Below are 24,702 nucleotides of genomic sequence, written 5' to 3' on the forward strand. Positions count from 1 at the left end.
ACCCCCTCCCCGGGGAGCGTCCTGCTTCAATTTATCACCATGGGGGTTGGCTGGGAGCGGACGCCACAACCAGCGTCCCGCCACCCGGTGGGCTGAGAATTTCGAGATTCCCGCCGACGCTTCGCATTCGCTCGCGCAGTCCGGCGAGCCCGGAGCCCGTGTCGATTCTCGCACCGCCGACACCATCGTCGTGCACACGCACGTGTACGCCTGTCGTGGCGCATCGTAGGTCGATCCGAGCGTTTCCCACACCTGCGTGTTTCGAGATGTTCGTCAGGGCTTCGGACACCGTGAAGTATACGGCGGTCGCAGTCGGCGACGAAAGCTGGGCGTCATCGCCGGTGCTGGTCAGTTCGACCCGCAAAGGTGATCGTGCGGCCAGCTCTCGGACGGCGGCGATGAGACCGAGGTCGCTCAGTTCACGGGGATGGATGTCGCGCACCGTGTCCCTCAGCCGTTCGAGTGCGCGCTCCGCGTGAGCCTGGGCCTGCCGTGCCAGTCGCACGATTCGTTCCTGGTCGGCGGCTGCGGCCGTGGCCGTGGCTTCCAGCATCCCGAGACGCATGACGACGGCCACGAGTTCCTGTTGGGCGCCGTCGTGCAGATCGCGTTCGATGCGTTGTCGCTCGAATTCGAAGGCCGCTGTCAGCGAAGCCCGACTGGTCCGGAGCTCCTCCAGTTTCGCGAGCAGATCCGGGTCCCGGTTTCTGGAGAAGGCACGCAGGAGAAAGTCGCGAAGAAATGATGTGCCGGTCAGTACGGTAGTGGTGACCGCGCCGAGAACGATGCCTGCGGGCATCGCCAGGAGGGTTTCCCCAACGGATTCAGGGGTGAATGGACCGACCTGCGCAGCGATACCGAAGAGCCAGAAGACGGGGGAGAACACCAACGCGGCAGCGCCGATGAATCCGAAGAAGGCCACCAGCAGTGACAGTGCGGACAGGAGTACGGCGGTCACGAAAACCGGGAGGTCGGTGCGCCACATCGACCGTGAACGCGGCCGGAGTACCACCCACTTTGCCCAGCTGTGGTCCGAGGGTTTCAGGGGCATCGTCTCGACGCCGCACCACCGAGCTCTCGAACGGTCCGTCTCCGCCACCACCGGGGCCGAGACCGGCGCGACGAGAATGGAAAGCAGCAGAATCGGGAAAGCCATTGCCGCGATGCATTCCGTCAGCGCCCTCCGGGCAATACGAATCTGCGCCATGCCCGCCATTGTCGCATACTGCGGATCGCGCAAAAGGTAGACCTAGGTCTACCTTCAAGCAGTGCAGACACCCGTGTGGCTCCCGCCGCGCCCTGCTTAGCTCGATGCATGCCTATCTCAGCTGTCGCTTCCGTGCCGTGCATCCGTTTGCGCGGCCTACATATGGACTTCCCCGTCCCGGGCCGTCGACGCGAGACGACGCGCGTCCTGCACGACATCGACCTGGACATTCCCGAAGGCCGGCTGACCGCCATCGTCGGCCCCTCCGGGTCGGGCAAGTCGACGCTCCTGCTCTGCACGGCTGGTCTGGAGCAAGCGACCGCGGGTTCCATCGAGGTCCTGGGAACGGATGTCCTGTCGCTCCCCCCTCGCAAGCAGGCCGCATTCCGCAGTGAGAACGTCGGATTCATCTTCCAGGAGTACAACCTCGTCAGCTCGCTGACGGTCGAGGACAACATCGCCCTGCCGGCGCGACTCGCCGGCCATCGGGTACCCAGGTCGAGGGTCGGCGACGCCATGTCGAGGCTCGGTATCGCCCAGCACGCGCGGCGGCGCCCCGACCGGCTCTCCGGAGGGGAACGCCAGCGCGTCGCGGTGGCCCGGGTCGTCGCGAATCAGCCGCGGATCGTCTTCGCCGACGAGCCGACCGGCGCGCTCGACCTCAAGTCGGGTCACGTCGTGCTCGATTGGCTGCAGGCACTTCCCGCGCAGGGAACCACGGTCCTCATGGTCACACACGATCCTCGTGCGGCCGCACGTGCTGACCAGGTCGTGGTGCTGGGGTCCGGGCGAGTGCACGCCGTCATTCCTGGTGGCGACTCCCACGCGGTGAGCGATGCCGTCCTCGCGGCGCAGTCGGAGGACGAAGCGGGTGAGCAGGCGTCGTGATGCGACTTGTCCTGTCGGACATTCGGATGCAGGCGTCCATGTGGTTGTGGACGTTCCTGTGCGCAGTGGTCGGTGCGGCATGCGCAGCGGGCTCGGTCATCGCCATGTTCACCGCCGTCTCGGCAGCGCGGGCGGCGGGTGATGCGCGGATGGTCTCCGCGTCGATCGCACTCGGCGGCAACATCGTCTTCTTCACCGTGCTTGCCGCCGTGGGCATCGTCGCATCCACCGTCGGACTGACCTTGACGACCCAGCGACGCGATCACGCCCTGTGGGCGATCCTCGGGATCCCGCGCAATCGCATCAGATCCATTCTGCGCACGGAACTGATCGTGCTCGGCACTGCAGCCGGCGCGCTGGCAGTGCCGCTGGCCCCTCTTGTCGCGAGCACGACCCTCTCACAGTGGACGACCACGGGACTCGACCTGCACGGAGCCACGGCCGGATTCCAGCTCTGGCACGTCGGGGCGAGCGTGCTGTCCGGAGTGGTTCCGTGTCTGCTCGGCGGCTGGGGAGTCACGCGCCGCGCCGCCAAGACACCGGAGATGCGCGCGTTCCGAGACCTCTCTGATCCACCGGCGCGGCCCGGCGTCACGCGCAGCGTTCTCGCCCTCTGCCTCCTCGCCGGTGTGGTCGGGATGTGGATTCCCGGGCTGGGACTCGAACTCGAAGGCGGGATCGCGCAGCGGACGGCCTTCGCTTTCGCCGGTGACCTCTTTCTCATCTGCCTGTTGCTGCTGATGGGGCCGTGGGTGCTCACACCTCTGATGAGGTTCTGGACCGCACTCCTGCCCTCGCGCGGTGTCGCCTGGCACCTTGCCGTGCAATCGTGCCGCACCCGCGCGGCGAGAAGCGTCGCCACGGTGCTGCCCTTCGCCCTCTCCTTGTCGTTCGTCGGACTCTTCATGGTCATGGGGAACGTCATGCCCGGAAGCGCCGCCGGGCTGGACGATGTCCTGGTCGTGCTGGGCTGGGTCTTCGTCGTGTCCTGGGTCGGCGGCCTTGCTGTGATCGCTCTGGTCGGGCGGGAACGCACACGTGATTCCGCCATCGTGGCGGTCGCCGGTGCACGACCGGGCGTGGTCACCCGATCAACGATCTATGAGGGAGTGATCTACGCGGGGACGGCGATCATCTTCGGTGCGATCTCCATCGCGGTGACGAGTGCCACTATCGCCGTGGGCGCCAAGATCAGCGTCGTCCGGGTTCTGGACGGCCTCCCCTGGGCGACTCTCGGCGTGCTCGCCGGTGTGACGCTTGTGACCACCTGCCTCGCTCTGGCTCTCCAAGCCGCCCGTGTGTCGCGCACGGTCGCAGCCCGGGCTCTGCGCTCGTGAAGCAGGGCGACGTCCGTACCGGTCGCCGCGACAGCAGAATCCCCCGCCCGGTATTCAGGTTGCCTGCTGACGCCACGGAACGAACTCGCCACCGATGCGATCGCGCCCTTTGAACCAACCACCACCATGAACGGCATGCGTCACCTGCATGTCCAGAACTATGAAGGAATGAATCAATGGGAATTAGGCCTCACGCTGTGCTCGTCCTCGGGGGTGTCGCGATCCTCACTGTCGCAGCCACGGGATGCAGTCCGGACGGTGCCCCGGCGAACACAGTCGTGGAATCGAAAATGTTTGATTTCAGTGGGGACAGCCTGACCGTGAAGTCCGACTCCGCCGACCTGGAACTCGTAGCCGCCGATGTCAAGGGCGTTCGGGTGACGCGGCAGGTCAGCGGTACGAAAGTTGGCGGCGAAATAGAATCCGGATGGAAGCTCGAAGGGGGCGTTCTCACGCTCTCGCTGGACTGCACGGGCCTGTCCGTCAACTGCGGCGCGAAGTACACCGTGAAGGTACCGCGCGACGTCGCGATCACTGCCGAGAACGACAAGGGTCTTGTTGAAGCCACGGGCTTCACCGCAGACTTCTCGGCCAAAGCCGGCGACATGCGGTTGTCGGACCTCAGCGGGCCCCATCTGGATCTGGAAGGCCGTGATGGAACCATCGAAGGCGACAGGATCTCCGCAAGGTCGGTCACCGTCGCCTCACGGAACGGCGACAACGAGCTGAACTTCGTCTCCGCACCTGACCTCGTCGATGTGCGAAGCCAGGACGGCGACGTTCGGCTCGGCCTGCCGGAGGCGACGTACGCAGTCGACACGGCCGCCAAGAAGGGCGACATCACCATGGATGTCACGAAAGACGACAAAAGTGACCATGCCGTGAGGATTCACACCCGTAACGGAGACATCGTCATCGGCAAGGGGGAGGCGCCTTGATGGCTGTACCGCAAATGCTCCCTGGGTCGGCGCCAGTGGGGCGTGCGACGTTCCAGGACATGATCGTCTCGCTGGGTGCCCTGCTGCCCACCGCAGCCGGGCCACCTACTGAAGTACGGTCGCCGTGCGGGACTGCGCCGAGATTCGAGCACCTGATTGAATAATGGATGGCATTCTTCCGCTCCCCCGACGGCCTGATCGGTCTCAGGCGCCGACAGACCGCATCCTAACTTGATCTTTAACGTGCGCCGTCGAACGATGCGTCGTACTTGATCACCCGGTTCGGTAACCGCCGTACACGGAAGCGGCCTTCGTCTGGATCATGTGCTCCGGCCAAGGAACACACACGTCCAGCACGAAGGCCCTGAGGATGAGTCTGCTGCATCACGATGCCCGGCGAGAGCCGCTGGCGGAACTGTCACGCTTCCGGGGCGAGTTCTACTCCTGCATAACCGCCCGTTCGGACGCTCCGTTCGAGCTGGCGGACGCGGTTCTGTGCGGTGACGGGCCGGTGAAATCGCTGGCCGAGCTGTCGCTGGTGGGCGAACACCGCCGCGGTCACGGAGGGCTCTACGCCGCACTCGCCCAGGGCCGGGTCGACGCCGACCGGATGAAGCAGGCCCTGGCATCGGTGCCGCTGCCACGAGCAGCCGACGGCCGGCTGGTCCTGGCCGTCGACATCACGTGCTGGCTGCGGCCGGACGCCCACACCTCACCGCAGCGGATCCTGTGTCACACCTACGGTCGGGGCAAGGACCAGCACATCCCCGTTCCCGGCTGGCCCTACTCGATCGTCTGCGCGCTGGAGCCGGGCCGCAGCTCGTGGACCGCACCCCTGGACGCGCTGCGTCTGGCGCCCGGGGACGACACCGCCACCGTCACCGCCCGACAATTGCGCGACCTGGTCGAACGGCTGATCACCGCAGGTCAGTGGCAGACCGGGGACCCGGGCATCCTCATCATCGCGGACGCCGGATACGACGCACCCCGCCTCGCCTACCTGCTGAAGGACCTGCCGGTGCAGGTGCTGGCCCGGATGTGGTCGGACCGCGTCCTGCGCCGGCCGACCCCGCCGCGACAGCCCCACACCAAAGGCCGGCCACCCTGGCACGGAGCCGAGTTCGTCTTCGGACAACCCGACACCTGGGGCACCCCGGACACCGAAACCGTCACTGACACCCGCCTCTACGGCACCGCGCTCGCCCGGTCCTGGGACCGGCTCCACCCCAAGCTCACCCACCGCTCGTCCTGGGCCGCAGCCGACGGTACCCTCCCGATCGTCGAGGGCACCGTGATCCGCCTGGACATCGACCATCTGCCCAGCGGAGCCACCCCGAAGCCAGTCTGGCTGTGGTGGTCCGGCACCGGCGCAGACAACTCAGACGTCGACCGGCTCTGGCAGGCATACCTGCGACGCTTCGACATCGAGCACACCTTCCGCCTGTTCAAGCAGACCCTCGGCTGGACCTGCCCGAAGATCCGCACCCCCGAGGCAGCCGACCGCTGGACCTGGCTGATCCTCGCCGCCTACACCCAACTCCGCCTCGCCCGGCCGCTGGCAGCCGACCGACGCCATCCATGGGAAAGGCCGCTTCCCGCGGACAGGCTCACGCCTGGCCGTGTCCGCCGCGACTTTCGGCACATCCGCCCTCAGGCCGCCTGCCCGGCCCGAGCACCGAAATCTGCTCGCCCCGGCCCCGGCAGGCCACCGGGTCGAAAGAACACCCGGCCCACACCGCGCCATGACGTCCACACACCCCGCAAAACGGGCACCACGTCCCGGAACAAGAAGCCGACCAACCCACGACCCCGCCGCACAGGCGAGAGATCAAGTTAGGTACGAAGCAGCGAGGCATGGATGCGGGCGATGGCCCGCAGCACCTCGTCACGGTTCCTGGCCTGCTGCATCCATGCGGGCAGGCGGGCCACCACGGTCATCTTCCGGCCGTGGTCGTGCCAGGGAATCCCTTCACGCAGCGGTGCCTGCACGAATCGTTTAATCAGGTACAGGTGTTCCAGGTTGTAGGCCCACACCCACCCGTGCCGGGTCTCGGTCTGCAGCCAGAGACGGACATCGAAGTACGGGTCTGTGGCCGGCGCGTGCCGGTCCCGGTGCAAGGCCACACCGCCATGACTCCATTCCTTCGCCATCCCGCAGCTCCGGCAAACGAGACGCCTTGACGCGAAGAGGCCCTGGGCGTGCGCCCCGGACGGATCTGGTGCGGCACCGACGTGCGCAACCTTCTCGCAGCCAGGACAGCGCACGAGAACCGACGCGAGGAAGTCGTACTTCGTGCTGCGAGGGTCCCGGAACCGGTGGTGCGTGGAGATCGAGCTCATCGAGCCAGTATGCGACCCGATACCGAAGTCTCCTACGGGTTAAAGATCAAGCTAAGGGCTGTCCCGTAAATGATCTCCGAGCCGCCTCGGACATGGTCGATCGCGGTCAAGCCCGTTGATCTATCCGGCGAGGGCGAGGTCGCGCGATGCCGAGTACGGCGTGGTGGACGCCAGCGCCCTTCAAGCGGCAGTCTCGGGGGATCTTCCAGGTCTTCATCCGGGCGAAGACGTGCTCGACGCGGGCCCAGACCTGTTTGTGGGACTTGTTGTGCTCCTCTTTCCAGCCGCGGAGTTCGGCCTGACCGCGCTCGCGGCGGTACGGGATGACCAGTCCGGTGCCCGGGTAGCGGCCGTCGGCGATCGTGAGCGTCTTGCCGACGGCGGCCTTGGCCCCGGACTCCTCCCACGCCTTGCAGTCGTTGCGGTTCCCGGCGAGCGGCCGGCCGACCACGACGACCAGCCGCATGTCGGTGTCGATGACGACCTGGTGGTTGGTGGAGTACCGATAGTCCTTCGACCGCTCGGCGATGGCGTGGTCACGGGTGGGGACCAAGGTGCCGTCCACGATGAGCACGGCGTCGTTCGCGAACCGCTTACGGGACTGGAGCGCGAACATCGGCCCGAGGTGGTCGATGATGCGGTCCGCCGCCGACTTCGACACCCCGAACAACAACGCGAGCCGCCTCATGGTCAGGTTCGTTCGCCAGTACGCCACGACCAGCAAGGCCCGATCCTCCAGCGGAAGACTCCACGGCCGGCCCTTGCGGACCGCGTCCGCACCCGCGCGACGCAGCACCTTCACCAGCTTCCCGAAGGCACGCGGGCTCAGCCCGGAGAACGGGGTTGTCCAGCAAGACTCCGACGCCGTGATCACACCATTCACTGCGTGATCATTCCGCTGCTTCAGGTTCCCCCTGCTCGAACGCGATGCGGCAACGTTCCACCTGGTCGGCCACCTGCTCCATGAACCAGCGCATGACCTCGTAGGGGACAACGCGCTCGTCAGGGCTGTAGACGCGGACGGTCGGTTGCAGACTGGGGTCCTCGCCCTGGCGATTTTCTCTCTCGTAGCCCGTTGGATCGAGGCATTCTCCGTGGAGACCTGTCGGCCCGCCCCTCGTTGTGTGCCGGCGCTCGCCGCCGCCACGGGCCATCGGTCAGGGACCCCCTCCGTGCCGACCAAGATCCGGGCCATACGCGGACCAGCCGCCCGCAGCCGGGTCGAGTCGTGGCCGTTTCCGCTGGTCAGAGGCCATGCGAGGCGCGTACCACCAGCACTCGAAGAACCTGCTGGTGTCCTACTCGCCGAAGCTGGTCGGCTTCTTCCAGGGACACAAAGAAGGGCACCTGACCTGGTCTTATACCTGTCAGGCGCCTTGGGCTCACGCCGATCCACGCAAGAGGTCGCCCGCGCTGCGTCCGTCTCCCCCTCCCGCAGCTGTCGCGCTCCTGACCAGCTGTTCCGGTCTCCTTCCGGTCCGGGTCCGGTCCGGCTCGGAAAGGGGAGCGGTCGGCCGCGCCGCACACGCAGAAGGCGCCCCTGCCCGGGAGGGGAAGAGGAGCCTTCTCCGTGTGTCGGCCTGGGTCTGGGGTCAGGCATGACGATGTCGGTTGCCCGTGACGAGGCGGTAGAGGGCGAGAAGGATCACCGAGCCGATGACGGCGGCGATCCAGGTGGAAAGTTCGAAGAATCCGTCGATGGCGTCGACGCCGAGGATCACCTTGCCGAGCCAGCCGCCGAGCAGGCCGCCGCCGATGCCGATGAGCATGGTGATGATGATGCCGCCCGGGTCCTTGCCCGGCATGAGAGCCTTCGCGATCGCGCCGGCCAGCAGACCGATGAAGATCCACGCGATGATGCCCATGATGCGCCTCCGGTTCGTCGCCTGAGAAGTTCGTAAGCGTCGCCTGCACCGATCCGGCGCCGCCAAACATCTCTTCTCGAAGAGGCGCACCGCAGCCTCCCCGATCCGGGCACGGATCTCAGGGCGCGCCGGAACGGGGGAAGTTCCCCCCACCGACGGGTTCGGCGCGACGGCTCACCGGTCGTCGCCCCGTGCGATGAGCCGCATCAGGTGAGGACGTTGACGCACCGGTCCGGACCGAAGAGAGCCGGCGGGTCGGACCGGATGGCCAGGGATGCGGGGAGGGCGACGTGGGTGCGGCGGGCCGCCCGGGCAGGCGGGCCGAATTGCCCCCGAGGGCGTCCGGCTCGTCGCCGGCCGCCACCCGGTCCGGACCGCCATGGGCCGCAAGCGCCCGCCTCCGCGATCTGCCGGCCCCTGCGGGGACCGGCAGGCCTCCAGCGCGATGAGCCGCCGCACGACCACGACCCGGTTCGCCCATGGGCAGGGCCTCGTGACGACCGGCCGGTAGCGGCCGGGCTCCACGGAGTGGCCGTCGTGGCCCATGCCCCAGCCGGATCGGCAGCGGTTTCCACCTGGGGCGGCCTTCGGGGACGTACGTCATGAACACGTTCGGCAGCGCATGAACGTGCCGGCGCAGGGGGAGGTCGGCCGGCGAGTCGGAGACGCGTCTCGACGGCGGGGGCTGGACCGGCGGCTTCGGGATCGGGCGTCTCGGGAGCGGCACTCCGGGTCCTGACGGAGCCGCGCGACAGGGTGCTCCGGGGGCGCTTCCCGCCACGGCGTCAGGCGGACGAGTCGTCCGGGCGCCGCTTCCACCAGCGGGGGCGGGTGCGAGGGCGGACGGCGCGCCCCAGCCGCCGGCCGACGAGTACGTAGCCGAGGAGCGCTCCCGTCGTGTTGAGGAAGACGTCGTCGATGTCGAAGGCGCGTCCCGTGACGAGCGCGCCCTGCACCAGTTCCACGAGCAGCATGGTGGCCGCGGTGACGAGCGCGACCCGAAGAAATCCGCGTGTCCTGCGGGACAGCAGCGGCAACAGGATTCCGAAGGGAACGCCGAGGGCGATGTTTCCCCCGAGCTGCTTGACGGATTCCACGAAGCCGGGCTGGTGGAGGTAGTTCTCGATCGACCGGCCCGGTGTCAGATTGCTGTGGGTGAGGGGGACGGATGCCGGCGAGGCCTCCAGGGTGAGTCCGGCCAGGACCACGGCGAACGCCACCATGCCCGCGAGGGCCGTCAGAGTGACCAGCGTCCGCACCAACCGCCCCGGGCCTCGTCGGACCGGGGCCGCCGGCCCCGCCTTCGGCGCTCTCGTACCCGGCTCCGCCCCGGCTGCTCCCGTCCCGGTCGGCTCGGCCCCGGCCGGCTCCGTCCCGGCGGGCGCCACCGCTGCCGTCTTGCCTCCCGCCGCTCCGGCCCGTCTCCCCGACGCTCTCCAACCGATCATGCCTCTTCCTCCTCTGGACTCCCGTGTGCGGATAGGCCCCGCGTACCCGGGGCGAGGTGGCTGCATGCCGTGCGATTCATCGGGGACCGCACATCTGACGCACCCGCCTCAGGAGCATCAACTCGTACCAGCGCAAACGGAGTTGGGAATGGGAGGCGCCGATGCGGGCACCAGGCGACCATGGGAGAAGACACCGAGAACAGACCCCCGCCGCCCGGCCGGACGAGGAGGCGCTCGGGAGGGAAGTGGCGCCTCGTCATCGTCGCTCTGCTCGTGCTCGCCGTCGCCCTCATGCTGATCGGCCAGTTCCTCAGGCTCCCCGGTCTGGACGTCTTCGGGACGCAGGTGAAGGACCGCTCCGGTCCCGCCGTCCTGAAGGCCGTTCAGGACCTGAGCCGGTACGAGGGCGCGGCGGGGACCTATCAGGTGGTGGTCGACCTGGAGCACGACGCGCGGTTCCTGCCGGACTCGATCCGCGGCACCCGCGTCCTCTACGTGGCGAGCGGCAGCGTCGGCGCCTACGTCGAACTGGGCCGCCTCGGGGACGGCACCGTGACCGTCGACGCGGACCGGACCGAGGCCACCCTGCGCCTGCCGCACGCCAGGCTGGCCGCTCCCGCGCTCGATCCCGAGCGCTCGTACGCCGTCTCCAAGCAGCGTGGTCTGCTCGACCGGCTGGGTGACCTCTTCTCGGACAACCCCGCGAGCGAGCAGGACGTCAACGTCCTCGCCGCCCAGCGGATCGGCGACGCCGCCCGCGAGTCCGGCCTGACGTCCCGGGCCGAGCGGAACACGACCGAGATGCTTCGGAAACTCCTGCTCGGCCTCGGCTTCGAACGGGTGACGGTCACCTACCCATGAGCGGGATCCGCGCGGGTCACGCCCTGGAGGCGCACTGATCGGCGCGGGAGGCGGCGGGGGCCGCGGCCGCTCCCCACGCGCCGCAGCGCTTCAGCGGGGGCGGCGCGCAGGCGGCCGGCCGGATCAGCCGATTTCGAGCATGCCCTCACGCAGGCGGTCCGGTGTGTGCGAGAGGCCTCCTCCGCGCGAGGCGAAGTGGACGGCGCCCCGGTCACTCTTGGCCACGAACGCCTGGGCGACCGCCAGGCCCGGTTCTCGGGAACACCGCTGACGAGGACACGACGGCCCGGGGCGGCGGCTCCGTCACGTGTACGGAGATGCAGACCGCGGGTCAGGCGACCGTCAGAACGATCTTTCCCGTGGTGCGGCCCTGTTCGCCGATCACGTGGGCCTTCGCCGCCTCGGCGAGCGGCAGCACGGTGTCGACCATCGGCCTCAGCGCGCCGCGCTCCACCAGGGCCGCGATCTCGCGCAGGCCGAGGTGGCCGGGTTCCACCAGGACCCACGCGGCCGGCACACCGTCCTGGGCGGCGGGCACGTCGTCGGGGCCCGGCAGCGTGATGAGCCTGCCGCCGTCACGGAGCACCTTCAGGGAGCGCTCGGCCGTCTCCCCGCCGACCCCGTATGCCGTAACCGTCATCGGGGGCATTCTGTTCACCTGGTGCGTCCTGTCGCGGCGGCGACGCGGGCGGAGGCTCAGGTTGTGGGGAAGTGCGGCGGACCGGCAAGCGCGCCCGGTCCGCCGCGGGCGCGTCAGGAAGGGAGCCACGCCCGCCAGGTGGCTTCGTTGCCCTTCACCCAGCGGCCCGCCGCCTCCTCCGGTGACAGTTTCTCGTCCGCGATCATGAGGGCGACGTCGTTCTGCATGTCGGTCGTCCACCGGAACTTCTTCAGGAAGGCGGCGGCGTCGCCTCCGCCGTCCGCGAAGCGGGTGTTGAGGAACTTCTGCAGCGGGGTGTGCGGGTAGGCGCAGGTCACCTTCTCCGGTTCGGCGTCGCAGCCCTCCTTGTACTCGGGCAGCCTCACCTCCGTCATCGGGACCTTCTCGAACAGCCACTGCGGCTTGTACCAGTAGCTGAGGAACGGCTTCTTCTCCTTGGCGAACTGCTTGATCTGCGTGATCTGCGCCGCCTCCGAACCCGCGAACACGACCTGGTAGTCGAGGTCCAGGTTGTCCACGAGCGCCTTGTCGTTCGTGACGTAGGACGGGGAGCCGTCGAGGAGCTGGCCCTTGCCGCCGCTCTCCGCGGTACGGAACTCGTCGGCGTACTTGTTCAGGTTCTTCCACTCGGTGACGTCCGGGTGCTTCTCGGCGAAGTACGCCGGCACGAACCAGCCGATGTGGCCGGTCACCCCGAGGTCCCCGCCCCGGGTGATCGTCCCCTTCGCGTCGATGTACCGCTTCTCCTGGTCCGGGTGGCCCCAGTCCTCCAGGATGGCGTCCACCCGGCCCTGGCTGAGGGCGTCCCAGGCGGGTACCTCGTCGATCTGGACGGTGTCCACCCGGTAGCCGAGCTCGTGCTCCAGCAGGTACCGCGCGACGGCGACGTTGGCCTGCGCGCCCACCCACGACTGCACGGACAGGGTCACCGTGCGGGAGTCCTTCGCGTCGGCGTACGGGGAGGCCTGGCGGGTCATGTCGGCGGCGCCGCAACCGGTGAGGGCCGTCAGGGCGACGGCGGTCGTGAGTGCGGCAAGGCGTGTGCGAGGCATCTCAGGCCCCCTTTCCGGCAAGGTCGCGGCGTTCCGTCGGCTGGGTGACGCGGTCGAGCGTCAGACCGAGGCAGACGATCGCCGCCCCGGCCACCAGACCGGTCGCCAGGTCGCCCTGGGCGAGGCCGAAGACCGCGTCGTACCCGAGTGCGCCGCCGCCCACCAGGCCGCCGATGACGACGACGGCGAGGACCAGCACCACGCCCTGGTTGACGGCGAGCAGCAGCGCGGGCCGTGCCAGCGGCAGCTGGACCTGGAACAGCTGCTGCCGACCGGTCGCGCCCAGCGAGCGCGAGGATTCGAGCGCGGCCGGGTCCACCGCGCGCACCCCCTGGGCCGTGATGCGTACGACCGCGGGCAGTGCGTAGACCACGGCGGCCGCGACCGCCGGGGCACGGCCCACACCGAACAGGGCGACGACGGGGATCAGATAGACGAACTGCGGCATCGTCTGGAAGACGTCGAGCACGGGACGCAGTACGCGTCCGAGGCGTGTGCTGCGGGCCGCGGCGACGCCGAGGGCGACGCCGAGCACCAGCGTCACGGCGAGGGCGGCCAAGACCTGGGACAGCGTGTCGAGCGCCGGGTCCCAGACACCGAGCACACCGATCGCGGCCATCGCGAGAACGGCGGTCGCGGCGGTGCGCCAGGTGCCGATGAGCAGGGCGAGCGCGCCAACGGTGAGCAGCAGCGCCCACCACGGCAGCCACTGCAGGCTGTCGCGCAGGGGGTCGAGGGCCCATGTGGTGAACCGGGCGGCCCAGTCGGCGGTGCCGCCGACAAGGGGCACGCCGGAGTAGAGGTGGTCGGTCATCCAGTCGACCGCTCCGTTGACGGGTGGGGCGATGTCCGCCGTCCACCCGTCCGGCCAGGAGAGCCGGCCGGACAGGCGACCCGCCGCGGCGACGACGGCGGTCACCCCGAGGGCGACGGCCCAGCGGAGTCCGGCCCGGTGGGCCGGAGCGGCGCCGATGCGCTCCCCCGCCGCGGCGGTGACCCGGTCCAGGACGACGGCGAGCAGCACGATCGGCACGCCGGCGGCGAGCGCGGCACCGACGTCGACGGCGGCCAGCGCCTGGTAGACGCGGTCGCCGAGACCGCCCGCGCCGATGACGGACGCGATCACGGCCATGCCGAGGGCCATCATGATCGACTGGTTGACGCCGAGCAGCAGCTCCTTGCGGGCCAGTGGCAGCCGGGCCGTCAGCAGCCGCTGCCTGCCGGTGGCGCCGAGGGAGGCGACGGCCTCCATGACACCGGCGTCCGCGCCGCGCAGCCCGAGCGCGGTGAGACGGGCCATGGGAGGGGCGGCGTAGACGACGGTGGCGAGGACGGCCGCGGGGACGCCGATCCCGAAGACCAGGACGACGGGCAGGAGGTAGGCGAAGGCCGGCAGCACCTGCATGGTGTCGAGGACCGGGCGCAGGAACCGGTGCGTACGGTCGGACAGGCCGGCGGCCAGCCCGAGGAGGCCTCCGAGCAGCACGGACGCGGCGACGGCGACGAGCATCAGGGCGAGCGTCTGCAGGGTGGGGACCCACATGCCGAGCAGTCCGCAAGCGGCGAAGGCGGCGACGGAGGTCAGTGCGAGCCGGACGCCGGCGACGCGCCAGGCCACCAGACCCGCGGTGGCGGTGACGCCTGCCCAGCCGAGGGCGAGCAGGACGAGGTAGACCGCGCGGACGGAGATGACCACGACGTTGCTGACGTGGCCGAGGAAGTAGAGGAACAGCGGGTGGCCGTCGCGGTTGTCGATGATCCAGTCGCTGGTGCGGTCGAGCGGGCCGGACAGATCGACGGCGAGCGACGCCGGCCAGCTGCCGCCGCCGAGGAGCAGGGAGCCGAGGACGAGCGCGGCAACCGTACCGGCGCCGATCAGCCGGCCGCGGTGGCACACGAACGCGCGCAGGGCACCGGGCGCCGTGTCGGGGGCGGATACACGGCGGGAAGAGGCAGGGGGGACTGTGGAGGTCATCGGCCCCACCCGCCCGCGTCGCGCGTCAGCTCCACGGGGCGGGCGAAGACGTCCGTCCCGCCGTGGACCGGGCCGGCGGTGGTGCGGCCGGCGTCATGGACCGGTCGCGGGCCGACGAGGAACGCCCGGACGTGTCCGGTGCGGCACGCTCCCGCAGCGGCGCGGGTCGTGCCGCCCGGCGGCGGCCAGGTCGTATGGGCGTACATCAGGCCACCGCCTTCCCTGTCGTGGCCGGGACCCCGGCGACGACACCGAGGAGTCCCACGTGGTCGACCACCCCGAGGCACCGGCCGTCCTCGACGATCCGCGCGTTCGCCCCCGTACGGGCGACGGCCTCGATGGCCTCGTGGACGGTGGCGCTCGGGGCGAGCGCGGGACCGGCCTCGTACTCGTCGGCGAGCGCGGGCCGCATCGCCGAACGGACGGTCAGCACCTGTTCGCGCGGCACGTCCCGGACGAAGTCCCTGACGTAGTCGTCGGCGGGCGCGCCCACGATCTCCTCGGGCGTCCCGAGCTGCACGATGCGGCCGTCGCGCATCAGCGCGATGCGGTCGCCGAGCCTCAGCGCCTCGCTCAGATCGTGCGTGATGAAGACCATCGTGCGCCCCTCCTCCCGGTGCAGGCGTACGACTTCCTCCTGCATGTCCCGGCGGATGAGCGGGTCCAGGGCGCTGAACGGCTCGTCGAACAGCAGGACTTCGGGGTCGACGGCGAGCGCGCGGGCCAGTCCGACCCGCTGCTGCTGGCCGCCCGACAGCTGGCTCGGCCTGCGGTGCTCCATGCCGTCCAGACCGACCTTGCTGACGAATTCCGCCGCCCGCTCGCGCCGTTCACCGCGCCCGACGCCCTGGATCTCAAGACCGTAGGCGACGTTGTCGAGCACCGTCCGGTGCGGCAGCAGCCCGAAGTGCTGGAAGACCATCGCCGCCCGGTGTCGGCGCAGCTCGCGGAGCCGGCCGGTGTCCATGGACAGCACGTCCTCGCCGTCGATGGTGATCGTGCCCGAGGTCGGCTCGATGAGCCGGGTCAGGCACCGTACGAGCGTCGACTTGCCCGAGCCGGAAAGACCCATGACGACGAAGACCTCGCCCTTGTGGACGTCGAAGGAGACGTCGCGAACGGCGGCGGTGCAGCCGGTGCGCTCGCGCAGCTCGGTGGCGCCGAGGGCACCGAGCTGCTTGTCGGCGGGCACGCGGTCGGCCTTCGGTCCGAAGACCTTCCACAGATCGCGTACGGAGAAGACGGACTCCGTCGAATTCCGCGGAGGCGTGGTGGTGTGCGGCGTGCTCATCGGGTCGTACCTCCCAGCAGGTCGGCGCATTTCTCGCCGACCATGAGTACGCCGATCATCGGGTTGACGGCGGTCATGGTCGGGAAGACGGACGCGTCGGCGATCCGGATGCCGTCGAGGCCCCGGATCCTCAGATCGGGCGCGACGACGGCGAGTTCGTCGTCGGCGGCCCCCATCCGGCAGGTTCCGGCCGGGTGGTAGACGGTGTGCGCGACATGGCGGGCGTACGCGCTGAGTTCCTCGTCGGAGGTGACCTCCGGGCCCGGGCACACCTCGCGCTTCAGCCAGCCTGCCAGCGGTTCGCTCGCCGCGATCTGCCGGGCGATGCGGATCCCGTCCACGAGGGTCCGGCCGTCGTAGTCGTCCTCGTCGGTGAAGTACCGGAAGTCGAGCGCGGGCTTGTCCTCGGGGTCGGCGCTCGTCAGGTAGAGCCGGCCGCGGCTGCGCGGCTTGGGGATGTTGGGGGTCATCGACACGCCGTGCGCGGGTCGTTGGTAGCCCAGGCGCTCGGGGTTGTCGGTGAAGGGGATCTGGTAGAAGTGGAACATCAGGTCCGGCCCCTCCGCCTCCGGGTCCCGGCGGACGAACAGCCCGGCGTCGGAGTCCATGGCGGAGTTCTCCGGGATCGGACCATGTGTCTCCCACACGATGACCGACTCGGGGTGGTCGAGCAGGTTCTCCCCGACGCCCGGCAGGTCGTGCACGACGGGTATGCCGAGCTTCTCCAGGTCGGCACGCGGCCCGATGCCGGAGTGCAGCAGCAGGCGGGGGGTGTCCACGGCGCCCGCGCACACCAGGATCTCGCGCCGGGCGCGCACGACGTGCTCCGCGCCTTCCTTGGTGCGGAGGTGCACACCGGTGGCGCGCGTACCCTCGATCTCCAGGCGGAACGCCCAGGTCTCCAGGGCGATGTGCAGGTTCGGCCGGTCCAGGAACGGGTGGAGATAGGCGACGGAGGCGGACGACCGCTTGTTGTTCTCCGGGTGGTAGGCGAGGTCGAAGAAGCCGACGCCTTCGTGGAAGGGCCGCTTGTTGAAGCCCTCGACGCTCGGAACGCCGAGCGCGGTCTGCGCCGCGTCGACGAAGTCCCGGGCGATCGCGTTCCGGTCGGCCTCGTCGACGGGGACGATGTTGTTGCGCAGCCGGGCGAAGTAGGGATCCATGGCTGCCGCGTCCCAGCCCTCGGCACCCGCCTCGGCCCACTCGTCCCAGTCGGAGGGAAGGGGCTTGAACGCGATGAGGGTGTTGTGCGAGGAGCACCCGCCCAGCACCCGCGCACGGCTGTGCCGGATGTACGAGTTGCCCCGGGGCTGCTCGGTGGTGGGGTAGTCGTAGTCCAGCTCGCCGCCGAGCAGGCCCATCCAGCGGCGCAGGGTGAGGACGTCGTCGCGGCCGACGTCGCTGGGGCCGCCCTCGATGACGGCGACGCTGACGTCCGGGTCCTCGGTCAGCCGGGAGGCGATCACCGAGCCCGCTGTACCGCCGCCGACGACGACGTAGTCGTACACGTGCTGATCGTTCACGCCTGGTCCTTCCGTGTCTCGCCCGCGAACCAGCGCACGGGGCGCGGAGCGAGGTTCTGGTAGATGTGCTTGGCCTCGCGGTATTCGGCGAGGCCACCGTGGCCCAGTTCCCGGCCGATGCCGGACTTGCCGAAGCCGCCCCATTCCGCCTGCGGCAGGTAGGGGTGGAAGTCGTTGATCCAGACGGTGCCGTGGCGCAGCCGGGCCGCGACGCGTCGGGCACGGTCTTCGTCGGCGCTCCACACCGCTCCGGCGAGGCCGTACTCGGTGTCGTTGGCGAGGGTGACGGCCTCCTGCTCGGTGCGGAAGGTCTCCACGGTGAGGACGGGGCCGAAGATCTCCTCGCGGACGACCCGCATGCGGCGGTGACACCGGTCGAGGACCGTGGGCCGGTAGAAGTAGCCGGGACCCGCCGGCTTCTCGCCGCCCGCCCGCAGGACCGCGCCCTCGCCGAGGGCGGAGGCCACGTACTCCTCGGTCCGTTCCAGTTGGGCCGCGGAGACCAGAGGACCGCACTCGACGCCCTCGTCGGTGCCGCGTCCCAGCCGGATCAGGGTGGCCCGCCGGGCGAGTTCGGCGACGAAACGCTCGCGCAGCGACTCCTCGACGATGAGGCGGGAGCCCGCGGAGCAGACCTGACCACTGTGGATGAAGGCGGCGTTCAGTGCCTGGTCGACGGCGGTGTCGAAGCCCTCGGGCGTCGCACAGGCGTCGGCGAAGACGACGTTGGGGTTCTTGCCTCCCAGTTCCAGGGCGACCTTCTTCACGCTGTCGGCAGCCGCCCTGGCGACCTTCGTGCCGCTGGCGATACCGCCCGTGAACGAGACGAGGTCGACATCGGGGTGCTCGGCGAGCCGGGCACCGACGGTGCCGCCGGGCCCGGTGACGATGTTGGCCGCGCCGAGCGGCAGCCCGGCCTCCAGGAGCAGTTCGATCAGCACGACGGTGGTCAGCGGGGTGATCTCACTGGGCTTGATCACGAACGTGTTGCCGGCGGCGAGGGCGGGCGCGATCTTCCAGCTGGCCTGGAGCAGCGGGTAGTTCCACGGCGTGATCAGTGCGCAGACCCCGACCGGCTCGTACACGATGACACTGCGGATCTCCTCCGAACCGGCGTCGACGACGCGTCCGCCGTTCTCGTTCGCCACGAGGTCGGCGAAGTACAGGAAGGCATCGCGGACACAGTCGACGTCGACGCGGCCCTCCTCCAGCGTCTTGCCCGCGTCCTGGCTCTCCAGGGCACCGATCCGCTCGCGATCGCGATCGAGGAGGGCGGCGACCCGCCGCAGCAGGGCGGCCCGCTCGGCGACCGGCGTACGCGGCCAGGCTCCGTCGTCGAACGCGGCTCGTGCCGCGGCCACGGCGTCGTCGGTGTCCTGGACACCGCCCTCCGCCACCATCGCGAAGGCGGTCGCGTCGACGGGATCGATGATCTCGCGCGTGGCGCCGGAAAGGGCTGCGCGCCACTCTCCGCCGACATGGATGGTCTGTTGTACTGCGATCACGTCGTGCACGGCCCTTCGTTCCTTTGAGTTCCCCTGCCGGTAGTACCGGCGGTTCGGCCGCCTGCCCTGGGTCTCTGGAACCATGCGCAATGCCTTATGGAGAGTGTCCTGCCTCACACTCAAAGGATGAATAAGTTGCACATACAGGACACGTCATTGCGAGCGGGGGCGGACACGGCCATCGGAGAGCATCAGACGGCTCCTGACCAGCTCTTCCGGACCGGTCACGGACCACATCCCCGACTCACCCCGCCGGCGGGTCACCCTGGTTGACGCGGTCCCACTCCTCCATGGCCTGCTCGATGAGGCGGTCGGCGTGATCCCGGACGCCGTCCAGGAACTTGGCGTAGTGGCGGAAGAGAACCTCGATGCTCTGGCCCGCGCGGCGAGCACATTCGGCCGGGCCAACCCCCGAGTACAGCCAGAACGAGATGCCTGCGTGCCTGAGATCGTAGGGCCGCTTGGCCAGCCCGGAGCTGAGCTCCATGCGCGTGAGCACGTACTTCCGCGCCCGCGCCCACGTCGTGCCGTAGGCCGATGGGTCCACGTAGTTGCCGGCCTGGTTCCGGAACAGCCGACCGTCCGGTGCCACGCCGAAGCGGTCGATGTGTGAACGCCTCCAGATGAGTACCGCGCCCGCGCCGCTGAGCAACCGCAGTGCGGAGCCGGGCAACCTGTGCCGGATTGGGAACGGCAGCCGGGACCTCCGCGAGATCGCCGACAGGCAAGGAGTCGCGCTTCACCCGATCCAGGGCCCGCCGCCACTCCCCCGTCGGCTCCTCAGCCCACGCGTTCTTGTTGAACGTCTACGAGTACAAGGCGCGCCGCAGCACCCGCGGCTCCGAGCAGGTCGCGCTCGGGGGCACCAGGGCAGTCGGATCGCGTCGCGAGTTCCCCGCCGTCCGCGAGGCGATGCTGGAGGAGGACGTCACGCCCGACTTCATGGTCGTCGACGGGGCGGAAGGCGGCACCGGGGCCGCGCCGCTGGAGTTCGCGGACACCGTCGGGCTCCCCTCGCCCAGGGCCTGACGACGGTCCACCGCTCCCTCGGCCGTATCAGCCGGTTTCGAGCAGGCCCTGACGCAAGCGCTTCACGGTGCGCGAGAGCAGGCGGGAGACATGCATCTGGGAGCAGCCCAGGTGTTCCCCGATCTGGGACTGGGTGAGTTCTTCGACGAACCGCAGATGGAGGATCTGCCGGTCGCGCTCGTCGAGGTCGGCGATCAGCGGGGCCAGGGCATGGAAGTCCTCCACCAGCTCCATGGCGGGGTCCTCGCTGCCGATGAAGTCGGCCAGGGAGGCCTCGCTCTCCTCGCTCTCGCCGCTCAGCGCGGCGTCGAGCGACGAGGAGTTGTAGCCGTTGGAGGCAAGCCGGGCCTCGGTGACCTCCTCCTCCGTGAGGCTCATCAGCTCGGCGAGTTCCTTGACCGTCGGTGTCCGGCCCAGACGCGTGCTCAGCTCCTCGGTCGCCTTGGCCAGTTCCACCCGGGCCTCCTGCAGGCGGCGGGGTACGTGCACCGACCAGGAGGTGTCCCGGAAGAACCTCTTGATCTCCCCGACGATGTAGGGCACGGCGAACGTGGTGAACTCGACCTCCCGCGAGATCTCGAAACGGTCGATCGCCTTGATCAGTCCGATCATGCCGACCTGGACGATGTCCTCCATCTCGTCGCCACGATGACGGAACCGCCCGGCCGCGTAACGGACCAGACTCATGTTCATCTCGATGAGGGTGTTGCGCGCGTACTGGTACTCGTGCGTTCCCTCCTCCAGCACCGCGAGCTCCCGGAAGAAGACCTTCGACAGAGCCCGCGCGTCCTTCGGCGCGACCGCCAACGCGTCCGGGATCACCGGCAGCGTTCCCGTTCCGGCCTCAGTTCCCTTGGCCGACATCGTGGTGAGCGTCACGCCATTCCCCTTTCACGTGAGTCCCGAGCCGGAAATCGTGGCCCCGTGTCGACTCGCCTACCCGGAGCGGTGAAGTCCACACGAACGAATGTGCCGAAAGCTTCCCGAGGGGCACTCAGAAGGCTTCCCCGCGATGCCTGTCGGGGCCCTGGAGGGCCGGAGGCCCGCTTCCTGCGCAGGTCGCTGGGCAGAAGGAAGACACAAGGAAGGTGCAGCACCCGGTCGTTCGAAGGAGAGAGATGACACAGGACCCCTCACTGAGAGCCGTCGGGTGGGCTCGATCGCTGCCCGTCGGCAGCAGCGTGAAGACAGCACGCGACTGGACGCGTGACCATCTGGCGACGCTCGGCTGGGACCGTACCGCACCGGACTTGGTGGACTCCGTGGTGCTCGCCGTCTCCGAGCTGGTCACCAACGCCCACGTCCATGCCCACAGCGACGCGCAGCTCATCCTCACGTGGGACGAGGAGTGCCTGCACGTGACCGCGCACGACGCGTCGTCCCGTGTTCCCGAGCCACGCCACCCCGACGACGACGCCCTGGGCGGGCGCGGCCTGCTCCTGATCGGCGCCCTCGCCGACGACGTGCGGATCCGCTCCTGCCCGCGCGGCAAGGACGTCACCGCCTGCTTCGGGCCGCCCTCGCCCGATCGAACGGAATGAGGCACCCGCTTCCCGCCTCCACGTGCGGCCACGGCCCGCACGCCTCACCTCAGCGCCTGAGACAGGCGAGCAGAGGCTGCCAGTCGATGTGGCTCTCCTCCGTGCCCTGCGGCACCAGCGTGAAGGTGTCGCGTACGAGGCGGGCGAGGCCGTCCTGGTCGCACCTGACCGTGGCGCAGTGCCCGGCCGGACCGAGCCGCAGGAGAAGCCGGCCGTCGGGAACGGGCCACAGGTGGACTTCCCCCGCGCCGGTGGGGGTCAGCGATCCGCTGAGGACCATCTCACGGTCGACCCGCCACAGGACGGGATCATCTTCCAGGAGGTGGAAGACGATGCTGAGCGCGTGGGGGTCGCGGGAGGTGTAACTGACGGTGGTCGCTATCGGGACCACCGCGTCCGGGGTCAGCAGCTCCATGGCCATGGGCTGCGTGAGGACGCGCGGCGAGGGAAGGGGTGCGACGGGGTGCTGGGGCATGAGGTCCTCCGGTTGACGGGACGTGGCGAGCGGGTGCGGTGTCCGCCTGACCCGTCCCATCCCTCCTACACCTCATGCACGCGAGACGGATGTGCCGATGGCGTCGCGGTTTCGTGAAGGTCGCGGGAACGGGCCGCCGGAGGTCGCGGGAGCACGGCCCGTCAAGGACAGGGGGAGCAGAGGGCGTCAGAGGTCGGGGAGCCGTGGCCCGTCCGCTGTGCCGCCGCTCGGGGTAGGTCAGTGCGGTCGCCGGTCCGCCGGGGCAGCCGCGTCGGCGTACTCCGGCAGGAGGGAGAGGCACGCCCGGACCCGCTTCCCCTCCGGGTGCGGCTCCACGCTCAGGCTCTCGCAGACGGCGACGACGATCTCGACACCGTGCTGTCCGATCCGGCGGGGATCGTGCCCGCGGGGTACGGGGGCGGCGGCCGTGCGGTCGAACACCGAGATCTCCAGGGTGTCGTGACGCAGCTCCAGGGACAGGCGGCAGGGGCCGGCCGTGTGCCGGAGCGCGTTCGTCACGAGCTCGCTGACCACCAACTGCGCCAGCTCGACGCGCTCGTCGGCCACCGGTTCACGCCGCACGGACGGGGCCGCCGCGAGGAAGTCGGCCGTGAAGGCGCGGGCGGAGGCGATCGCGCCGCCGCCGGAGGCGTCGTCGTAGACGACACTCGCGAACAGCAAGGGGTCCCGTGCCGCAGGCTCCGCGGTCATCGCGTCCGTCATCGCGCTGGTACTCCCCTCGTCCGGTGGGTGCGCCGGGCACCTCGTACCCCGCCTTTCCCGTCTTCATGGTTTCCACACCGCTCAACGGGATCACACATCGGTGACGTGTCAGGGAGGGGGCGGAGCCGTTTCCCCGTCCCGGCTCGCGTCCGGTGACCCTGCCCCGTGGCCGCGGCAGTCGAGACAGAGCACGAGGACGGCGTCCGGTGCGCCACGGGGTGTATCGCGTAGAGCCCGCACGACGGCTCCGGGAGCGTCCGCGCCGCTCAGGTGGCAGGTCCGGGCGAGCACCCGCGCGACGGGGGCGTCCGGTGCCTCGTACTCCCTCGCGGTCGGGGCTCGCCCGTGACGCAGGCGACGAAGACCAGCCGGTCGCCGGGCAGGAGGCGCAGGCGCTGGGTGGCGCAGGCGGTGTCCTCGACCATGCCGAGGGGCAGTTGGCGGTCCGGAGACCCGAGGACGAATCGGCGCCGGCCGCCCAAGCACGCGGGCGAGCCCGGCACGCTCCGAACGGGGAGTGCCGGGCTCGTTCATGCCAGGGGGTCGGGTCCACACCGCCGGTGGACGACCGGGGCCGCCTACCAGCGGTACCAGCGGCCCGTGCCGCCCTTGGGCCGGGCCACGAAGCCCAGCAACCACAGGACGAGAACGAGGACCGCGATCCACCAGAGCACCTTGACCGCGAAGCCGAGGCCGAAGAGCAGCAGGACGAGCAGGAGAACAAGAAGCAGGGGAACCATGCGCATCTACCTCCTGAAGACGGTGGTGAAGGAGCCGGACGGACTGGTACGAGGTGTACGCGCCGCCGGGAAGGGGGAGCCTCGCCCCTTCAGAAGTGGCGTTCGAGGAGCAGGGCCACCGGCCCGAGGCCGCGTCGCCGCGCCCGCCGGCCCAGCGCGTACGCGAGGGTGAGCGCGGCCGCCGCGCCCGCGGCGGCACCCGCCGTCATCGCCTTGTGCGCGCGGACGGCGGTCCACAGCGTGTTCCCGGCACCGCGGGCCGCCTGCGCGGCCGTACGGGTCTCATCGGGGAACGGGTCGGGAAGGGCGGACAGCTCCCCCATGTCCGCGTGGATGTCCGCCGTGTCGGGGTCGTACGGCTCCGTGATGTCGGGATAGCCCGGCACGTCATACAGCCTGGTCCAGGGGATCGGGTTCTGTCCGCTCTTCTCCGAAGCACTCATGAGGCCCGTCTCACCGGATATGCCTGGGGCAAACCTGATGGGTCGTACCGGACCTGCTCCTCGTGCCGACGCCGTGTGGCCCGAGGCGAACCCGGGACACGTCTTGTCAGAGGACGCCGGGGCCGCCCGAGAAGGGTCCGCCGGTGCGGTAGTGGCGGGTGATCTCCTCGCGGTACTGACGGTCCGCGAGGTGCTTGTCGGAGACGAACTCGGGTGCGCCCTTCACCTGTTCCTTGGTCAGGGCGAGGTGGATCGTGTAGTCCTCCAGATCCACGCGGGTCACCGCGCTCGCCGGGATCAGCGCCTCCTTGCCGAAGATCCAGACGCCCGTGTCGACGACCAGATAGGCGTCGTCCACCTCGTCGGAGTGCTTGTCCACCTTGCCGATGTGTCCGTCGGCCGCCTCGACTCGCCACCCGATGAGGTCGATGCCCGCCAGGTGGCCGGACTCCGTGCTGTAGGACCAGATGCGATCGGTCATCACTGTCACTCCTCTGTCGCTGTACGTCTGTCGCTGTACGTCTGTCGCTGTACGTCGTGCCTGTCACGGCATCGAACGCGCGGGCCGTCTCAGAGCAGGTCACGCCGGTCGTCGGTGGCCGTGGGCGCCACGGGCGGAACCACCATCCGGCGGCGGCGAAGAACACTCGTGTACACGGCGGTTCCCAGGAAGCCGACCGCCATGAGGATCAGACCGACCAGATCGAGGTCGACCGCTTCGAGCTCCCAGTCGGACGCGAAGGTGAGGATGGCGCCGACGGCGATCATGATGATGAACAGTCCCAGACCCATGATTGCTCCCTCCCATACGGGTTGGACAGCGTCCGCGTACCCGGCCCCCCGGGGTTCATGCGCCTCTC

27 protein-coding genes are annotated in these 24,702 nt (G+C 69.6%); 7 read left to right on the forward strand and 20 right to left on the reverse strand.

Annotation, left to right across the window (positions count from 1 at the left end; genetic code table 11):
* Window positions 1-34: 34 nt before the first annotated feature.
* The gene (locus ACFC0G_RS24420; protein WP_376406641.1) at window positions 35-1,207 is read right to left on the reverse strand and encodes a sensor histidine kinase; all 1,173 of its coding nucleotides are present in this window, start codon (window positions 1,205-1,207) and stop codon (window positions 35-37) included.
* A 162-nt stretch (window positions 1,208-1,369) separates the two neighbouring features.
* On the opposite strand from ACFC0G_RS24420, the gene ACFC0G_RS24425 reads away from it, so the two are divergent.
* The 4 genes from ACFC0G_RS24425 (at window position 1,370) to ACFC0G_RS24440 (ending at window position 6,207) form a co-directional block, all read left to right on the forward strand.
* The gene (locus ACFC0G_RS24425; protein ID WP_376406643.1) at window positions 1,370-2,095 is read left to right on the forward strand and encodes an ABC transporter ATP-binding protein; all 726 of its coding nucleotides are present in this window, start codon (window positions 1,370-1,372) and stop codon (window positions 2,093-2,095) included.
* The gene (locus ACFC0G_RS24430) at window positions 2,095-3,432 is read left to right on the forward strand and encodes an ABC transporter permease (RefSeq protein WP_267047605.1); all 1,338 of its coding nucleotides are present in this window, start codon (window positions 2,095-2,097) and stop codon (window positions 3,430-3,432) included. Before ACFC0G_RS24425 ends, ACFC0G_RS24430 begins: the two co-directional genes overlap by 1 nt.
* Before the next feature lie 290 nt (window positions 3,433-3,722).
* Complete coding sequence (locus ACFC0G_RS24435) at window positions 3,723-4,370, forward strand: DUF4097 family beta strand repeat-containing protein (protein WP_376406645.1); 648 nt, start codon at window positions 3,723-3,725, stop codon at window positions 4,368-4,370.
* A 370-nt stretch (window positions 4,371-4,740) separates the two neighbouring features.
* Complete coding sequence (locus ACFC0G_RS24440) at window positions 4,741-6,207, forward strand: NF041680 family putative transposase (RefSeq protein ID WP_376406647.1); 1,467 nt, start codon at window positions 4,741-4,743, stop codon at window positions 6,205-6,207.
* Here the strand turns inward: ACFC0G_RS24440 and ACFC0G_RS24445 are convergent.
* From ACFC0G_RS24445 to ACFC0G_RS24460, 4 genes are all read right to left on the reverse strand, one after another.
* A complete protein-coding gene (locus ACFC0G_RS24445; protein WP_376406649.1) occupies window positions 6,204-6,710 on the reverse strand; it encodes a hypothetical protein in 507 nt (168 codons plus the stop codon). The two genes, ACFC0G_RS24440 and ACFC0G_RS24445, sit on opposite strands and share 4 nt — an antisense overlap.
* Window positions 6,711-6,816: 106 nt before the next feature.
* Window positions 6,817-7,593 (reverse strand): transposase, encoded by a 777-nt coding sequence (locus ACFC0G_RS24450; protein ID WP_376406651.1) that lies wholly within the window; start codon window positions 7,591-7,593, stop codon window positions 6,817-6,819.
* Window positions 7,594-8,302: 709 nt separating this feature from the next.
* The gene (locus ACFC0G_RS24455; protein WP_376406653.1) at window positions 8,303-8,575 is read right to left on the reverse strand and encodes a GlsB/YeaQ/YmgE family stress response membrane protein; all 273 of its coding nucleotides are present in this window, start codon (window positions 8,573-8,575) and stop codon (window positions 8,303-8,305) included.
* A 785-nt stretch (window positions 8,576-9,360) separates the two neighbouring features.
* Window positions 9,361-10,023 carry a VanZ family protein gene (locus ACFC0G_RS24460; protein WP_376406655.1) on the reverse strand — a complete coding sequence of 221 codons (663 nt, stop codon included), beginning with the start codon at window positions 10,021-10,023 and terminating at the stop codon, window positions 9,361-9,363.
* A 180-nt stretch (window positions 10,024-10,203) separates the two neighbouring features.
* Here ACFC0G_RS24460 and ACFC0G_RS24465 point away from each other — a divergent pair, with 180 nt between their 5' ends.
* Complete coding sequence (locus tag ACFC0G_RS24465; protein ID WP_376406657.1) at window positions 10,204-10,884, forward strand: DUF4230 domain-containing protein; 681 nt, start codon at window positions 10,204-10,206, stop codon at window positions 10,882-10,884.
* A gap of 331 nt (window positions 10,885-11,215) precedes the next feature.
* Here the strand turns inward: ACFC0G_RS24465 and ACFC0G_RS24470 are convergent, their stop codons facing one another.
* The 8 genes from ACFC0G_RS24470 to ACFC0G_RS24505 form a co-directional block, all read right to left on the reverse strand.
* Window positions 11,216-11,524, reverse strand: a complete 309-nt coding sequence (locus ACFC0G_RS24470) for a zinc-binding dehydrogenase (protein WP_376406659.1) — start codon at window positions 11,522-11,524, stop codon at window positions 11,216-11,218.
* A 113-nt stretch (window positions 11,525-11,637) separates the two neighbouring features.
* Complete coding sequence (locus tag ACFC0G_RS24475) at window positions 11,638-12,597, reverse strand: ABC transporter substrate-binding protein (RefSeq protein ID WP_376406661.1); 960 nt, start codon at window positions 12,595-12,597, stop codon at window positions 11,638-11,640.
* A gap of 1 nt (window position 12,598) precedes the next feature.
* Window positions 12,599-14,572 carry an ABC transporter permease subunit gene (locus ACFC0G_RS24480; protein WP_376406663.1) on the reverse strand — a complete coding sequence of 658 codons (1,974 nt, stop codon included), beginning with the start codon at window positions 14,570-14,572 and terminating at the stop codon, window positions 12,599-12,601.
* Window positions 14,569-14,778: a hypothetical protein gene (locus ACFC0G_RS24485; protein ID WP_376406665.1), complete on the reverse strand. Its 210-nt coding sequence runs from the start codon at window positions 14,776-14,778 to the stop codon at window positions 14,569-14,571. The genes ACFC0G_RS24480 and ACFC0G_RS24485 overlap by 4 nt, the downstream gene beginning before the upstream one ends.
* Window positions 14,778-15,863 carry a glycine betaine/L-proline ABC transporter ATP-binding protein gene (locus ACFC0G_RS24490; protein ID WP_376406667.1) on the reverse strand — a complete coding sequence of 362 codons (1,086 nt, stop codon included), beginning with the start codon at window positions 15,861-15,863 and terminating at the stop codon, window positions 14,778-14,780. The genes ACFC0G_RS24485 and ACFC0G_RS24490 overlap by 1 nt, the downstream gene beginning before the upstream one ends.
* Complete coding sequence (locus tag ACFC0G_RS24495; RefSeq protein ID WP_376406669.1) at window positions 15,860-17,386, reverse strand: GMC family oxidoreductase; 1,527 nt, start codon at window positions 17,384-17,386, stop codon at window positions 15,860-15,862. The genes ACFC0G_RS24490 and ACFC0G_RS24495 overlap by 4 nt, the downstream gene beginning before the upstream one ends.
* On the reverse strand, window positions 17,383-18,891 hold the full coding sequence (locus ACFC0G_RS24500; RefSeq protein ID WP_376406782.1) for an aldehyde dehydrogenase family protein: 1,509 nt from the start codon (window positions 18,889-18,891) through the stop codon (window positions 17,383-17,385). The genes ACFC0G_RS24495 and ACFC0G_RS24500 overlap by 4 nt, the downstream gene beginning before the upstream one ends.
* Before the next feature lie 244 nt (window positions 18,892-19,135).
* Window positions 19,136-19,564, reverse strand: coding sequence for a hypothetical protein (locus ACFC0G_RS24505; protein ID WP_376406671.1), 429 nt, complete (start codon window positions 19,562-19,564; stop codon window positions 19,136-19,138).
* Between the two features lie 125 nt (window positions 19,565-19,689).
* On the opposite strand from ACFC0G_RS24505, the gene ACFC0G_RS24510 reads away from it, so the two are divergent.
* A complete protein-coding gene (locus ACFC0G_RS24510) occupies window positions 19,690-19,920 on the forward strand; it encodes a glutamate synthase-related protein (RefSeq protein ID WP_376406673.1) in 231 nt (76 codons plus the stop codon).
* 27 nt (window positions 19,921-19,947) lie between these two features.
* On the opposite strand, the gene ACFC0G_RS24515 is transcribed toward ACFC0G_RS24510, so the two are convergent.
* Window positions 19,948-20,784: an RNA polymerase sigma factor SigF gene (locus tag ACFC0G_RS24515; RefSeq protein WP_376406784.1), complete on the reverse strand. Its 837-nt coding sequence runs from the start codon at window positions 20,782-20,784 to the stop codon at window positions 19,948-19,950.
* Window positions 20,785-21,038: 254 nt separating this feature from the next.
* On the opposite strand from ACFC0G_RS24515, the gene ACFC0G_RS24520 reads away from it, so the two are divergent.
* A complete protein-coding gene (locus ACFC0G_RS24520; RefSeq protein WP_376406675.1) occupies window positions 21,039-21,461 on the forward strand; it encodes an ATP-binding protein in 423 nt (140 codons plus the stop codon).
* Window positions 21,462-21,510: 49 nt separating this feature from the next.
* On the opposite strand, the gene ACFC0G_RS24525 is transcribed toward ACFC0G_RS24520, so the two are convergent.
* The 6 genes from ACFC0G_RS24525 to ACFC0G_RS24550 form a co-directional block, all read right to left on the reverse strand.
* A complete protein-coding gene (locus tag ACFC0G_RS24525) occupies window positions 21,511-21,936 on the reverse strand; it encodes an SsgA family sporulation/cell division regulator (RefSeq protein WP_376406677.1) in 426 nt (141 codons plus the stop codon).
* 237 nt (window positions 21,937-22,173) lie between these two features.
* Window positions 22,174-22,659, reverse strand: a complete 486-nt coding sequence (locus ACFC0G_RS24530) for an ATP-binding protein (protein ID WP_376406679.1) — start codon at window positions 22,657-22,659, stop codon at window positions 22,174-22,176.
* A 578-nt stretch (window positions 22,660-23,237) separates the two neighbouring features.
* Entirely contained in the window at window positions 23,238-23,399 is a 162-nt protein-coding gene (locus ACFC0G_RS24535; RefSeq protein ID WP_376406786.1) for a hydrophobic protein, read from the reverse strand.
* A gap of 89 nt (window positions 23,400-23,488) precedes the next feature.
* Window positions 23,489-23,842, reverse strand: a complete 354-nt coding sequence (locus ACFC0G_RS24540) for a hypothetical protein (RefSeq protein ID WP_376406681.1) — start codon at window positions 23,840-23,842, stop codon at window positions 23,489-23,491.
* A 106-nt stretch (window positions 23,843-23,948) separates the two neighbouring features.
* Complete coding sequence (locus ACFC0G_RS24545; RefSeq protein WP_376406683.1) at window positions 23,949-24,323, reverse strand: PRC-barrel domain containing protein; 375 nt, start codon at window positions 24,321-24,323, stop codon at window positions 23,949-23,951.
* A gap of 89 nt (window positions 24,324-24,412) precedes the next feature.
* Window positions 24,413-24,634 (reverse strand): DUF6458 family protein, encoded by a 222-nt coding sequence (locus ACFC0G_RS24550; RefSeq protein ID WP_266975923.1) that lies wholly within the window; start codon window positions 24,632-24,634, stop codon window positions 24,413-24,415.
* Between the last annotated feature and the right edge of the window lie 68 nt (window positions 24,635-24,702).

The organism is Streptomyces sp. NPDC056169, assembly GCF_042268445.1.
GTDB lineage: Bacteria > Actinomycetota > Actinomycetes > Streptomycetales > Streptomycetaceae > Streptomyces.

Coding starts and splice junctions, on each gene's coding strand:
- ACFC0G_RS24420 (WP_376406641.1), bottom strand. CDS start 1,207: ATGGCGCAGATTCGTATTGCCCGGAGGGCGCTGACGGAATGCATCGCG.
- ACFC0G_RS24425 (WP_376406643.1), top strand. CDS start 1,370: ATGGACTTCCCCGTCCCGGGCCGTCGACGCGAGACGACGCGCGTCCTG.
- ACFC0G_RS24430 (WP_267047605.1), top strand. CDS start 2,095: ATGCGACTTGTCCTGTCGGACATTCGGATGCAGGCGTCCATGTGGTTG.
- ACFC0G_RS24435 (WP_376406645.1), top strand. CDS start 3,723: ATGTTTGATTTCAGTGGGGACAGCCTGACCGTGAAGTCCGACTCCGCC.
- ACFC0G_RS24440 (WP_376406647.1), top strand. CDS start 4,741: ATGAGTCTGCTGCATCACGATGCCCGGCGAGAGCCGCTGGCGGAACTG.
- ACFC0G_RS24445 (WP_376406649.1), bottom strand. CDS start 6,710: ATGAGCTCGATCTCCACGCACCACCGGTTCCGGGACCCTCGCAGCACG.
- ACFC0G_RS24455 (WP_376406653.1), bottom strand. CDS start 8,575: ATGGGCATCATCGCGTGGATCTTCATCGGTCTGCTGGCCGGCGCGATC.
- ACFC0G_RS24460 (WP_376406655.1), bottom strand. CDS start 10,023: ATGATCGGTTGGAGAGCGTCGGGGAGACGGGCCGGAGCGGCGGGAGGC.
- ACFC0G_RS24465 (WP_376406657.1), top strand. CDS start 10,204: ATGGGAGAAGACACCGAGAACAGACCCCCGCCGCCCGGCCGGACGAGG.
- ACFC0G_RS24470 (WP_376406659.1), bottom strand. CDS start 11,524: ATGACGGTTACGGCATACGGGGTCGGCGGGGAGACGGCCGAGCGCTCC.
- ACFC0G_RS24475 (WP_376406661.1), bottom strand. CDS start 12,597: ATGCCTCGCACACGCCTTGCCGCACTCACGACCGCCGTCGCCCTGACG.
- ACFC0G_RS24480 (WP_376406663.1), bottom strand. CDS start 14,572: ATGACCTCCACAGTCCCCCCTGCCTCTTCCCGCCGTGTATCCGCCCCC.
- ACFC0G_RS24485 (WP_376406665.1), bottom strand. CDS start 14,778: ATGTACGCCCATACGACCTGGCCGCCGCCGGGCGGCACGACCCGCGCC.
- ACFC0G_RS24490 (WP_376406667.1), bottom strand. CDS start 15,863: ATGAGCACGCCGCACACCACCACGCCTCCGCGGAATTCGACGGAGTCC.
- ACFC0G_RS24515 (WP_376406784.1), bottom strand. CDS start 20,784: ATGTCGGCCAAGGGAACTGAGGCCGGAACGGGAACGCTGCCGGTGATC.
- ACFC0G_RS24520 (WP_376406675.1), top strand. CDS start 21,039: ATGACACAGGACCCCTCACTGAGAGCCGTCGGGTGGGCTCGATCGCTG.
- ACFC0G_RS24525 (WP_376406677.1), bottom strand. CDS start 21,936: ATGCCCCAGCACCCCGTCGCACCCCTTCCCTCGCCGCGCGTCCTCACG.
- ACFC0G_RS24530 (WP_376406679.1), bottom strand. CDS start 22,659: ATGACGGACGCGATGACCGCGGAGCCTGCGGCACGGGACCCCTTGCTG.
- ACFC0G_RS24535 (WP_376406786.1), bottom strand. CDS start 23,399: ATGGTTCCCCTGCTTCTTGTTCTCCTGCTCGTCCTGCTGCTCTTCGGC.
- ACFC0G_RS24540 (WP_376406681.1), bottom strand. CDS start 23,842: ATGAGTGCTTCGGAGAAGAGCGGACAGAACCCGATCCCCTGGACCAGG.
- ACFC0G_RS24545 (WP_376406683.1), bottom strand. CDS start 24,323: ATGACCGATCGCATCTGGTCCTACAGCACGGAGTCCGGCCACCTGGCG.
- ACFC0G_RS24550 (WP_266975923.1), bottom strand. CDS start 24,634: ATGGGTCTGGGACTGTTCATCATCATGATCGCCGTCGGCGCCATCCTC.